The following is a 12,674-nucleotide window of genomic DNA, read 5'->3' as shown; positions in this document are numbered from 1 at the left end:
TTAAGGATTAAAAAGTAAGAACTCAGATGCCCCCGCGGGCATTCTTAATTTTTAATCCTTAATCCTCAATTCCCTGTCATTCTTCATTGATAAGAGACGAAACGATTTTGGCTGACAGCAGGCACAGCGGAATGCCGCCGCCCGGATGCACCGAGCCGCCGCAAAAGTACAGCCCATCGAGCCGCCCCGAAAAATTGGGGTGCCGCAAAAACGCCGCCAGCGCGTTGTTGGAGGAGCTGCCGTAGAGCGCCCCGCCGAACGACGACGTATCGGCCGCGATGCCGGGCGGCGTCCAGACCTTTTCGGCGGCAATCAGCGGCTCGATAGCGGTGCCCAGCGCCTGGCTGAGTTTGGCCAGCACCACGCGGCGGGTGTGCGCCGTGAGGGCGGCCCAGTCCTGGCCCTGGTCGTGGGGTACGTTCACCATCACAAACCAGTTTTCGTGGCCGGCCGGGGCATCGGTGGGGGTTTTCTTGGAGGTCACATTCACGTACACCGTCACGTCGTCGGCCACGGTCTTCTCCTGAAAAATGGCTTGAAACTCACGCTGGTAGTCCTCGGAGAAGAAGATGTTGTGCAAATCCAGCTCGGGAAACTCGCGGGCAATTCCCCAGTAAAAAATCAGCGCCGACGAGGAGCGCGGCTGGCTGAGCGTGCGCTCGGGCGCGGGCTGCTGCGGCAGCAGGCGGCGGTAGGTGGGCACCACGTCCATGTTGCTCACCACCCGGCCAAAGTCGTACACGTCGAGGGCCGTGCGCAGGCCGGTTACTCGGCCTTCGGCCACGGTGATTTCCTCCACGGCTTCGTTGTAGCGGAATTTCACCCCGAACTCCGCCGCCAGCCGGGCCAGGCTCGCGGCAATGGCATAGATGCCGCCCTCCGGATAAAAAGCCCCAATGCCGTGCTCCAGGTGCGGAATCATGCTCAGCGTGGCCGGGGCCTGGTAGGGGTCCGAGCCGTTGTAGGTGGCGTAGCGGTCGAAAAGCTGCACCAGGCGCGGGTCGGCAAAGGCCCGGGCGTGGCGCTGGTGCATGGTGCCCAGCAGCCCCAGCTGGGGCAGCGCGGCCACGGCCTTCAGCGTTTCGGCGCTGAGGTAGGTGCCGGCCTTGTGCAGCGACTTGTGCAGGAACGTGCCCGCCGTGGCATCGTAGGCCTTGCCGCTGCGGCTCAGAAACTGCGTGACGTCCGCCGCGGGCGTGTCCAGCTTTTCCTCCACTTCGGCCGCGAACTTCGCCGCGTCGGCCCAGGCCGTGAGCCGGGTGCCATCGGCAAAAAAGTACTGGGTAATGGGGTCGAGGCGCTCGTAGCGGAAGTAGTCGGCCGGCTCGCGGCCCGCCAACCGGAAAATATCATCCACCAGCTGCGGCAGCGTGAACAGCGACGGCCCGGCATCAAACCGGTAGCCACCGGGCAGCGCAAACTGGTGCATTTTGCCCCCAAACGTGGCGGCGGCTTCAAATACCGTCACGGCGTGGCCCGCCACGGCCAGCCGCACCGCCGTAGCCAGCCCGGCAATGCCCGCGCCGATAACGGCGACTGGTTGTTTGGGGGAAATAGAGGAGGCTTTGGCTTGCTTCACAGGTTGCGAATTCATTCGGAGCACAACCGCCGCACTGCCAGCGAGGTTATGCTCCGATAAAAATAGCCGCGGGCTATTCCACCGCCAGCACCAGGCCTTTCAGGTAAGCACCTTCCGGGTGAAACAGGCTTACCGGGTGGTCGGCGGGCTGGGTGAGGCGGTGCAGAATGCGCGCCGGCCGGCCCGCCTCAATGGCCGCGGCCAGCACCGCGCCCTCAAATAATTCGGGGCTCACCACCTGCGAGCAGCTGAAGGTGAAGAGCAGGCCGCCCGGCGCGAGGTGGGCAATACCGGCCGCGTTCAGGCGCTTGTAGCCCATCAGGGCGGCGTGGCGGGCCCCCATGTGCTTGGCATAAGCCGGCGGGTCGAGCACCAGCAGGTCGTACTGGGCCGAGTGGTTTTTCAGGAAGCCCAGCACATCGTCGGGGTAGGCGGCGTGGCGGTCGGCGTGGTTCGAGAGCTCGGCGTTGCGCTCGGTGAGGGCAATGGCCTTCTTGCTCGAATCGACGGAATGCACCAGCTCAGCGCCCGCTTCCAGCGCATACACTGAAAAGCCGCCGGTGTAGCAGAACGTATTGAGGACCTTGCGGCCGGGCGAGTAGCGGGCCAGTAGGGCGCGGTTGTCGCGCTGGTCAATGAAGAAGCCGGTTTTCTGGCCCGTTTCCCAATCCACGGCAAACTGGTGGCCGTTTTCAGTCACCAGGTGCTCAGCGCCGGTACTCTCGCCGAAAAGGTAGCCGTTCTGAGCATCGGGCACGGCGTTGCCGGGCACGGTTTCGGCGCTCTTGTCATAAATGGCCCGCAGCTTATTGCCGAATACCACTTGCAGGGCCGCCGCAATGTCGGGGCGGGCCCGGTACATGCCCACGCTGTGGGCCTGCACCACGGCCACGTCGCCGTACACGTCGATAATCAGGCCGGGCAGGCCATCGCCCTCGGCGTGAATAAGGCGAAAAACGTCGGTATCGGCCGCGCCGGTCAGGCGCAGGCGCTGGCGCAACTGGTAGGCATTGCCCAGCTTGGCCTGCCAGAATTCCGGCGTGGGCAGGGTGGCGTTTTCGCCAAAGTCCAGCATGCGCACGGCGATGGAGCCGCCGCCTGAAAAATGCCCTACGCCCAGCAGCTCGCCATCAATGGCTTCGACCCGCACGGGGTCGCCCTCGGCGGCCTCGCCCTTCACTCGGGCAATGGCCCCGGAGAATACCCACGGGTGGCGGCGGCGTAAGGAATGGTCTTTTCCGTTTTTGAGGACGATGGTGGCGGGGTTCAGCATAGCCCACAAAGGTACGGCCAGATGCCGGGGCTGGCTCCGCTACCGAAACCAGCGCCGGTAAATGGGCTTGCGCCAGGCAAACTGCGCCCACATGGCCGGGTACAGCAGCCTGTCGAGCAGCCGCGACGCGGTGCGGTATTCCAGCGCATCGACAATCACGCTGCCCCCGTTGGGGCCGGGCTCGATGAGGTGGCGGTGCCGCCAGTAGCGCAGGGGCGGCGGCAGGCGCTGGCCTTCGTCCACGAAAAAGTGAGTGCCATCGGGCAGCACGCCAGCATCCACAATCAGCGAGGTCCAGCTCAGGCGTGTCACCAGCGTATCCAGCTCGATGTCGACGTGGTCGCCAATGCGGCAGCCATCAAATCGAAGTACCCGCAAGCGCGGAAACGGCGGGGCCAGGGCCTCAAACAGGGCCCGTGTGAAGCCGGCCATAACCTGGGCCGGCGGCTGGCCCACGGCGGTGCGAAGGGTAACGTGCATAGTCGTGCTAACGTCCCGCCGCCCGTATTGTTTGGTGTGACCGGCTGCGCTTACTTCCAATCGGGCAGGAACCCGTTGCTGAGCAGGCCAGGCCGCGTGAAGCGCCGGAGCGCTGCTCCAGTTGCGGCCACCAATACCTTTTGACGTGGGATAACGGCCTACCCCAGCAGCTCCTCAATATCCTCCCGCGTGAGGTTTTTGATGACGGCCTCGTCGGTGGCAATCAGCTCGCTCACCAGGGCCAGCTTGCGGCGCTGCAGGGCCAGGATTTTCTCCTCCACCGTGCCCTGGGTGATGAACTTATAGGTGAACACCGGGCGCAGCTGGCCAATGCGGTGGGCGCGGTCCACAGCCTGGGCCTCCACGGCGGGGTTCCACCACGGGTCGAGGATGAACACGTAGTCGGCCGCCGTCAGGTTGAGGCCTACGCCGCCGGCTTTCAGGCTGATGAGGAAGATTTTGAGGTCTTCGGTTTCCTGGAAACGGGCCACTTCGGCCGGCCGGTCGCGGGTGGCGCCGTCGAGGTAGGCGTAGGCCAGCTGACGCTCATCAAGGGCGGCACGCACCAGCGCCAGGTGCTGCACAAACTGACTGAATACCAAAACCTTGTGCCCTTCGGCCACCACGTTGCGAATCATGCGCAGCACCTCGCGCAGCTTGCCCGATTCGTGGGTGTACGTTTCGTCGGCCAGGCGCGGGTGGTTGGCAATCTGGCGCAGGCGCGTCAGGCCCTGAAGCAGCAGGAACTGCGTGCTGGCCGGGCCATTCTCGTCCAGATTACGCAGGATTTTATTGCGGTAGAAGCTCTTGGTTTCCTCATAGGCGTGGGCCTGCTCCTCCGTCATCTGGCAGTAGCTGAGCTGCTCCGTCTTTGCGGGCAGCTCCTTGGCTACCTGGGCTTTGTGCCGACGCAGAATGAACGGCTTGATGAGGGCGTGCAGCCGCCGGGTGCGGCCCTCATCCTGGTGTTTCTCAATGGGCTTCAGAAACTCCTTGCGGAAAAAGGCCTGCGTGCCCAGCAAGCCGGGATTAATGAAGGACATCTGCGACCACAGGTCCATGGTGCTGTTTTCCACCGGCGTACCGGTGAGGATGAGCCGGTGCTTGGAGCGCAGCTGCCGCACGGCCTGCGAGGTGGTGCTCGACGGGTTTTTGATGGCCTGCGACTCGTCCAGAATCACGTAGTCGAACTTGTAGCTGGTCAGCAGGTCGGTATCGAGGCGCACGATGCCATAGCTGGTCAGCACCACATCGTAGTCGGCAAACTGGTCGGGGTTTTTGTCGCGGTAGGTGCCAGTGTAAGCCAGCAGGCGTAGGTCGGGCGTAAACTTTCGGGCCTCATTCAACCAGTTGAAAACCAGCGAAGTAGGCAGCACCAGCAACGAAGCCGCACCTTGCGCCTCGCCACTTTCGCGGCGCTGGAGCAGCATGGTGAGCGTCATGACGGTGTTGTGCGTCAGGACAAAATTGTCCGTCACGTACAAATGGTCGGGCGCGTCTACCGAGATGCACTGCGCCGGCATGGTGCCAGTCAACTCGATGGACTTGATGCCCCGGTAGGGCTGGTATTTAGTTTTGGGTCGGTACAAGGCGGCCTTGCGCGTCAGGCGGAAGGGCGCGAGGTGTGGGGGTAAACTCAGCGTGAGGGTATGGGCCAGTTGGCCGGCCCGCCGCTCGCCAGCGTAGGTATAGGTTGGGATTCTGGACGAAGCCCTGACCGTACCGCCCAATGATTGCACCAGAAACGTCACACCGTCCACCAGCTGGCTGGAAACTGACGTGTACTGACAAGTGACGCCATCGGCCGATACGTAGCCATCAGCATCCAGCAGGCCCTGCAACATGGCCACGCGGGTAGTCACGTCGTTGAGCAAGTAGGCTTCAGGAATGAATTTGTCGTGCGACTTTCGGTCCTTCAGGCCCAGCTGTTCTACGCTCCGCATCAACTCGTTGGTAAAGTTGTTGGGCGTTTCTTTTATAATCAGGTAGTCGCAGGAGCTGGGCTGCGGGCGCAATATCATGCCTGGGGGCACTGCTTGCCGCGCGTAGGCCACAATTTCCGCATCTCCGGACGACAAACCGATGCGGTTGTTGCGAAAGCAGCCGTCGCCCAGCAATAGCCCCAGCAGGTAGGGGTCGATGGGCACGGGCCGGGCCGCGAACCGTACGGGCTGCACCAGTGGAATGAACCATTTCGTGTTGCCATACTTGTCGTGCAAGTCGCCGTGTAGCTCGGCCAGGGTTTTGGTACGGTACTGCTGACTCCGGTATTTCTGCACCGGGCTTTGCACGGCCCACAGGTGCTCGGCGCAACACTCGGCAGTGGAATTATCAGTAAAGACGACCCGGAAGATTTCTTTTTCCCCCTGCGGGAACACGCCCGTAACCCGCGAAATCCCACCGGCAGAATTGACGACTTCCTGGCCCACGGCCATCTGCCCCATCGTTTTCCAGCCGCCCGGTGTCAGAATGCGGGCGTGCAACGGCTGCGCTTTGCCCAGCCCCATATCGTCGGCCAGGCAGCCGCCAAAGTGGTAGTCCTGCACGAAGCGCAGCCAGTTGTAGCCGGCTTTCTGGTAGGGCCGCAGCTCGCCTATAAAGCCGCTGGGCAGGGGGTGGTCTTCCACCTCGGCAAAGTCGCGCAGCTTGGCCAGCTTGCGGCCCATGCGCACAGTGGCTAGCTCGTTGCTCTGCAAATCAGCCACCAGGGCGAGGTGGTGGCGGCGCAGGTTGAGGCCCTCGGTGGTTTCTTCGCCGAAGGCAAAGAGCTCCATGTAATCCGTGAACCACTCCTCGGGGATGATGGCAATCTGGCCGTTGGGCAGCTTGAACTCGCGCCGCCGCTGCAGAATGTGCCCGCGCAGGCGGATAAACGGGATTTCAATGTCCCCGAAATGCACGGTGCCGCGCACATCAAACCAGTCGCCGGCTTCCTGGATGCCCACGCGCACGCTGGTAGGCCCGATGAAGTAGCTTTTGGTGGCGGTAGTGGCCGCTTCTACGGTGTAGCCCAGCTCGGTGAGGGCGGGCGTATTGTCGTGCAGCCACTTGAAGGCCTGGCCTTTGGGCAGGGTGGCGTGGCCGTTTTCTACCGTGAGCAGGCGCTCCTGCAGCTCCATCACGGTGGCGGTTTCCTGCTCGGGGTTGCGCAGCAAACGGTGGAAAACGTAGCTGTCGGCGGTTTTTTCCAGGTGCACGCTCACGGGCTTGTTGGTGCCCAGCGGCATGAGGTGCGGGCCGTAGCGAAAGCTCAGCTCGAAGTGAATCTGCTCGGTTTCGGAACCCGTGAGCAGCGGCGCGATGGGCTTGGGCAGCGGAATGCGGCCCCGGCGCGGCGGGCCGGGCGGCCGCACGGGCGCTTCGGGCAGGGCCACTACCGGCAGCGCATCGCTGAACGTAAGCCGGGGCCGCGCCACGTAGCGCTCTTGCCGGATATCAAACCCGCGGGCGTGCACCTCGAACGACTCCATGAGCGGAGCCACGAACTTCTGGAAGTAGCTCTCTTCCACCTGCCGGGGCACCACGATGAACTTCTTTTTCAGAAACGGCAGCAGCTTGCGTCCGTCCACCTCGGTGCGGAAGGAGTAGAGCAAATCGCCGAGCAGCAACCAGGCCGGCTGCAGGCACACCAGCAGCGCGTCTTTGTACTGAAAATCAAGCCGCTGCCCCTGGTACTGAATGGTGGGGAAATAGTGCGTGCCTTCCTCGTTGCGGCGGAAGTGGAACAGGATGGACGCCTTGGCCGGGGCCAGGCCAATTTCCTTCCACGTAGGCTCGCCATCGCGGCCCATGATGAACACGCGCTTGCCCGCCAATCGGGCCAGAATAGCCGCCATGCGCGTTTGCACATGCTTGGTAATGACCTCCTGAAGCGGTTTGTCGCCTTTTTCGGCGTTGTAAGTTTTGAGGAAGAATTCGGCCGTGGCAATCTTGCGGGGCCAGAACTCCTTCACCACCGCCTCCTGCTGAATCTGGTCGCAGAGCTCCACCAGCTCGAAGTCAGTGGCGTCGAGGCTGTCCGCGAATTCGTGCGCGTTTTTGCCCGAAACCGTCTGATGCTGAAGCGTTAGCTGCTCGCGGGGGCCCAGCTGCACCACGTAGGCCGCGAACAGATGGCCCAGGAACTCGTGCTCAAACAGCGAGTAGATGATTTGAAATGGTTCTGCGGTAGATACTTTCATAGCCGGGCACGCGTAAAGCGCAAGGTAGGGCCGAAAGATGGAATAGGCACGATGATTTTTATCACTGTTTTTCGCTGAGCCTGCTTCGTATTATCGGCCCGCTACCGACAAGGTGCTGCTTATAAGCTGTCGCGTAAGTCCAGCCTGCTGGCATTCAGGGCCGGCCGAATGCTTACGGCCAGCGTGATAAAAATGATGGAAGCGCAGGTGAAGGCGATGTCGGAAACCTGCATTTTCACCGGGTAGGCGTCGACGACGCTCGTGGCCATGCCCATGCTCACAAAGCCGAAACGCTGCTGCAGCCAGCACAGCGACACGCCCGCTATCAGGCCCACAATCGCGCCTACAAAGGCCACAATGGCCCCCACCATTAAAAAGGTGTTTCGGATTTTCTCCCGGCTGGCACCCATTGCCATCAGCACGGCGATGTCTTTTTTCTTGTCGATGACCAGCATCGAGAGCGAGAAAAAGATGTTGAGCGAGGCAATGAGCAGGATGAGCGTGAACGTGATAAAAACGAACAGCTTCTCTACTTTAATGGCCTTGAACAAGCTGACGTGCTGCTCATCGGAGTCCTGCACTTTGAAATCGGGCCCGAGCTGCTTGCGGAGCTGCGTTTTCACGTCTTCTATCACAAAGCTCTCGCCCACTTTCACATAAAGGGCGGTGCGGCGCGTGGTGTAGCCCAGCAGGCGTTGGGCAAAGGAAAGGGGCACGAAAATATAGCTGTCGTCGATGTGCTGCTCGATGAGGAATACGCCGCCCGCAATCAGGTTCTGCTCGTTGAACGCCTTGTCGGGGTCCATTTGCAGGGTTTTTTTGCCGGGCGTGTTGCGCGGGTACAGCAGGCGCATGGGTGCCAGGCGGTTGTTGAGCGTGATGCTGAGCTCGTGCTGCACGCCGGCCCCCACCAGGGCCAGCTCCAGGCTGTCGCGGCGCAGGCGGTGGTCGCCCTCGCGAATGTTAGCATCAATCTGACTCTGACCGAAGTAGTTATCCGAGAGGCCGCGCATTTTCACCACCATCTGGCGGTCGTGATACTGCAGCAGGGCATTGTCCTCAATGACTTCGGTGAGCAGGGCCACGCCGGGCGTGTTTTCCAGCTTCATCAGGAAGGTGCGGTTCACGTCGAAGGCCTTGCCCTTGGTGGCCGAAATCACCAGATTGGGGTCCGACTTGCCATAGAGCGTGCGCACTAAGTCCTCGAGGCCGTTGAACACCGACAGCACAATAATCAGCGCAGCCGTGCCCACCGCCACCCCAATCATCGAAATGTTGGAGATGATGGTGATGATGTTGCGCTTGTTCTTGGACCGGAAGTAGCGCCGGGAAATGAGGAGGGGAACGTTCACGGACCGCAGATTTAACGGATTTTAACGGATAGAGCAGATTATTTGTGGTTCTGCCGGTAGTATCTCCACCAAGTATCACAGCTTGTCACGGATGAGCGGAACCACAAAGAAATCCGTTTCATTCGTTATAATCCGTTAAATCTGTGGTCTTATTTCCAGGCCTTCACGATGAGGCCGGTGCCCGAGTCGTGGGTGGTGCGGGCATCGAGCCAGTTCAGCAGCAGGCAGAAGGGGAAGGTGATGGCGTAATAAAGTGGCAGCAGGAGGAAAAAGGCCCGCGACTTGCCCAGCATCAGAATGGGGTATTTCATGCTCAGCCGCCACGAAATCTGGCCCGGCTCGCCGTAGGCGTAGCGGGCCTCAATGCGCTCGAAACCGGCGGTGCTCAGCTTCTGCTGAATCTCGCGGATGTTGTAGCCGTCGCGCACGTGCTCTTCGATGAAGCTGGTTTCGCCGTCGTCGTGCACGTCGGAGCCGCCCTGGTCGCTGGGGGTCGAAATCAGCAGCATGCCGCCATCCTTCAGCGAAGCGTGAATATTGCGAAACACTTCCACGTCTTCCAGAATGTGCTCCATCACGTCCACCGACAGCGCCAGGTCAAAGGAATTCGGCTCCTGATAGAGCACCAAATCCTGCACGGCAAACTGCACGTTCCTGCGGCCAATCTGGCGAAAGAAGGTATTGGAATCGGCCACCTGCTCCTCTTTCACGTCCACGGCCAGGATGTTCCACTGCGGGCTCAGGCCGCTCATCCAGTACGTGTACTGGCCGTAGCCGGAGCCGGCGTCGAGGATATTCAGCGGTTCCTGGGTGCGGCCTTTGGCCCAGCGGCGCAGCTCCCGGTGCACGTGCCAGGTGCGCAGCAGCAGCAGGTCGAGCAGGTGATAAAACAGTCGGCGCAGCCACGGCGTGCGGTTGAAAACCTGGCCGAGCGTCTTTTTAATCGGGTCGTAATACAAGAGAGTGACTGAGTGAGGGAGTGACTGAGTGAGCATAGCTAAACGGGGAATAACCGATTGATTTTCAAGAATTGAACGTCACTCAGTCACTCCCTCACTCAGTTACTCATTGTTAAATAGCCGCGGCCGGGCGGGCTTGTCTTCGCTCTCGTCGGGTTGCTCCGTGGGGGCAGCCGGAATGTCGAGCGTGCCGAGCACCTGGTCCATGTGGGCGGCGTAGGCGGCGCTGTCGTCGTGGAAGAAGATGAGCTCGGGCACCACGCGGGCCGTTTTGCGGATGCGCTTGGCCAGGGCGTGACGAATTTCCTTGGCGTTGTCCTTGATGATTTCGAGCCGGTCGGTGGCGTTATTGCCCAGCAGCAGGCTGAGGTACACGCGGGCCTGGCCCAGGTCGGGCGTCACTTTCACCATGCTGATGCTCGGGGCCAGCCCACCGCTGAAGAGGTGCGGCAGGTCGCGCTGCAGCACGGCGGCCAACTCCTGCTGGAGCAGGCTGGCCATTTTTTGTTGTCGTTTGCTTTCCATATGACCGGCAAAGGTACGATGGTCGTGGATTGCCGGTAAGTATGTCTGCCAACGGCGCTTGAATTGCGCGGCAGCCCGCCGGAAAAATATTTTTTGAACCCCAGCCAACCTTTTGCCCGCGGCCCGGCACTTTGCGGCACATTCCCTTTCTCGTGACTCAACCTTACCCCGCTAATGCTTCGGAAGAACAGCTGCTGACCGGCTGCCTGGCGCAGGAGCGGGCGGCGCAGTTCCAGTTGTACCAGCGGTATAAGGCAGCCATGTTTGCCTGCGCGTTGCGCATTCTGCACGACCGCGACCTGGCCCACGATGCCTTGCAGGAAGCTTTTGTGAAGGTATTTCGGCAGCTGGCCACTTTCCGGCAGGAAGCCACGCTGGGGGCTTGGATTCGCACCATCGTGGTGCGGCAGGCCTTGCAGCTCCTGCGCCAGGAAAGCCAGATGGAGGTATACGACCCCCTGCGGCACGCCGAGCCGCTGGTGGCCTGGCACGATAGCCTGACCGGGGAAGCGCTGGATAAGGCCATTGGCGAATTGCCAGCGGGCTACCGCACCGTGTTTTGCCTGATTGAAGTGGAAGGCTACACGCACCGCGAGGTGGCCGAGCTGCTGGGCATTTCGGAAGGCACCAGCAAATCGCAGCTCTACCGCGCCAAGCAGCAGCTGCAAGTCAAACTTTACCATTTATACCCATGAGCCCTACGCCCGAACTGCCCGAACCCGGCCGGCCGAACCTGCGCCGGGCCCTGAACGAGCTGCCTGTACCCGAGCCGGCCGCCGACCTGTGGGCCCGCATCGAGGCCCAGCTGCCCCCGCCCGTCCTGAGCCGCGCCGTAGCCCAGCTCCCGGTGCCCGAGCCCGCTGACGACCTGTGGAATGCCATTGCCGCCCGCCTCGACGCGCCCGCCGAAGTAGCAGTGAATCCTGCCTTGCCGGCCCGGCCGGTAGTGGTGCGCCCCCTGTGGCCCCTCACTACCAGCGTGCGCCGACTGGCGGCCCTGGCGGCCAGTGTGCTGTTGGCCGTGGTGCTGCTGTGGAACCTGCGCCCCGGCCCCGCCGCGCGCGGGCCCCGCGAGACGCTGGCCTACAGCCAGGAAACCGTGGTGGACGCGCCCAGCCCAGCAGCCCTGCCATCGGCTGACCCCGTGGAAGCCGAAGGCCGGGCCTTTATTGATGCGCATTGCCAGGCCCAGCCAGCAGTGTGCCAGTCGCCGGATTTTCAGTCGCTGCACAGCCAGTTGCTCGAGCTTGAAACCGAGGAGCAGGGCCTGGCCCGCTACACGCGCCAGCACGGCAACAGCCCCGAGCTGGTGCGCCACCAGGTGCAGGTAACCACCCTCAAAGCCACCGTTACGCGCGAGCTTATTCGCCTGCTAATCTCATGAAGTCACTGAACACGTTCTTCGGCTGGCTGCTGCTGCTGAGCCTGACGAGTGGGCCCCCGGCCCGGGCGCAGCGCACCGTGCAGGTCGTGACCCGCACGGTGGAGCAGCGACTGCCGTGCCCGGCAGGCACACTGGTGCGCATTCGGGCCGAGAAGGCCACCGTGCGGGTGCAGGGCTGGGACCAGCCCACCGTGCGCCTCGTGCTGCGCCTGGTGGCCAAACACGCCGAGCGCGCCGTGGCCGAGCAGGAGCTGCCCGTGGCCCGCTACCAATTTGAAGCGCACGGCCGCACCATTGACATGGTAAACTACTATGCCCTGGCCGCTGGGGCCCCGGCCCTGCGCAGCGACCTACGGGCCGACTACACCCTGTGGGTGCCCGCCGGTGCGGCCGTGGAGCTGCACAACGCCTACGGCCAAACCACGCTGGCCGGGCTCAGCGGCCGGCAGTCCATCGTGCAGGAATTCGGCCCCATCAACTTGCTGAACCTGCGCGGCACCCTAACCGTGACGGCTAAATTTGCTGACCTGACCGGGCACGACACGGATATCCGGCTGGACTGCGAGGCCGACAAATCGGCCATTGCCCTGCAGCAGGCTGCCGGTACCTACGCCATTCGCAACCGCTACGGCAGCGTGCTGGTGGAGCCCACCGAGGGCCTGCGCAATCTGGATATCGAAGCGGAGCGCACGGAGGTAAAGGTGGGCGTGGCCCGGGCCGAGCGCTTCAATTACCGCCTTAGCAATAGCCAGGGGGGCCTGGTGCTGCCGTCTGGCCTGGCCGGTGCCCAAACCCGCAGCCTGGGCCGCAACGTGCTGCAGGTTACCAATCAAGCCGGGTTGCCGCTCATTCGCATCAGCACTTCCTACGCCCCCCTTACTATTCAATTATTGCCGCAGCCGTGAGGCTTGCTTAGTCCCCTGAACTTATGCTTTTGCTGA

10 protein-coding genes are annotated in these 12,674 nt (G+C 62.3%); 3 read left to right on the top strand and 7 right to left on the bottom strand.

What is annotated here, in order from left to right:
* Positions 1-76: 76 nt before the first annotated feature.
* From crtD to ABD819_RS00365, 7 genes are all read right to left on the bottom strand, one after another.
* Positions 77-1,594 (bottom strand): 1-hydroxycarotenoid 3,4-desaturase CrtD, encoded by a 1,518-nt coding sequence (crtD, locus tag ABD819_RS00395; protein ID WP_345119772.1) that lies wholly within the window; start codon positions 1,592-1,594, stop codon positions 77-79.
* Between the two features lie 58 nt (positions 1,595-1,652).
* Positions 1,653-2,849, bottom strand: a complete 1,197-nt coding sequence (locus tag ABD819_RS00390) for a class I SAM-dependent rRNA methyltransferase (RefSeq protein ID WP_425553896.1) — start codon at positions 2,847-2,849, stop codon at positions 1,653-1,655.
* Positions 2,850-2,891: 42 nt separating this feature from the next.
* On the bottom strand, positions 2,892-3,332 hold the full coding sequence (locus tag ABD819_RS00385; protein ID WP_345119770.1) for an SRPBCC family protein: 441 nt from the start codon (positions 3,330-3,332) through the stop codon (positions 2,892-2,894).
* Between the two features lie 158 nt (positions 3,333-3,490).
* Positions 3,491-5,998, bottom strand: coding sequence for an SNF2-related protein (locus tag ABD819_RS00380; RefSeq protein ID WP_345120344.1), 2,508 nt, complete (start codon positions 5,996-5,998; stop codon positions 3,491-3,493).
* A 1,634-nt stretch (positions 5,999-7,632) separates the two neighbouring features.
* Complete coding sequence (locus ABD819_RS00375; RefSeq protein ID WP_345119769.1) at positions 7,633-8,865, bottom strand: ABC transporter permease; 1,233 nt, start codon at positions 8,863-8,865, stop codon at positions 7,633-7,635.
* Positions 8,866-9,014: 149 nt separating this feature from the next.
* Positions 9,015-9,824, bottom strand: a complete 810-nt coding sequence (locus ABD819_RS00370) for a class I SAM-dependent methyltransferase (protein ID WP_345119768.1) — start codon at positions 9,822-9,824, stop codon at positions 9,015-9,017.
* Between the two features lie 102 nt (positions 9,825-9,926).
* Positions 9,927-10,349 carry a ribosome-binding factor A gene (locus ABD819_RS00365; protein ID WP_345119767.1) on the bottom strand — a complete coding sequence of 141 codons (423 nt, stop codon included), beginning with the start codon at positions 10,347-10,349 and terminating at the stop codon, positions 9,927-9,929.
* A 152-nt stretch (positions 10,350-10,501) separates the two neighbouring features.
* Between ABD819_RS00365 and ABD819_RS00360 the strand changes: the two genes are divergently transcribed.
* The 3 genes from ABD819_RS00360 to ABD819_RS00350 are packed head-to-tail and all read left to right on the top strand — an operon-like array spanning position 10,502 to position 12,638.
* Positions 10,502-11,044 carry an RNA polymerase sigma factor gene (locus ABD819_RS00360; protein WP_345119766.1) on the top strand — a complete coding sequence of 181 codons (543 nt, stop codon included), beginning with the start codon at positions 10,502-10,504 and terminating at the stop codon, positions 11,042-11,044.
* Entirely contained in the window at positions 11,041-11,733 is a 693-nt protein-coding gene (locus ABD819_RS00355; protein ID WP_345119765.1) for a hypothetical protein, read from the top strand. Before ABD819_RS00360 ends, ABD819_RS00355 begins: the two co-directional genes overlap by 4 nt.
* Entirely contained in the window at positions 11,730-12,638 is a 909-nt protein-coding gene (locus ABD819_RS00350) for a hypothetical protein (RefSeq protein WP_345119764.1), read from the top strand. The genes ABD819_RS00355 and ABD819_RS00350 overlap by 4 nt, the downstream gene beginning before the upstream one ends.
* Positions 12,639-12,674 lie beyond the last annotated feature (36 nt).

Source organism: Hymenobacter antarcticus (assembly GCF_039539545.1).
Taxonomy (GTDB): Bacteria; Bacteroidota; Bacteroidia; order Cytophagales; family Hymenobacteraceae; genus Hymenobacter; species Hymenobacter antarcticus.
This window is presented reverse-complemented; position numbering and strand designations above follow the sequence as displayed.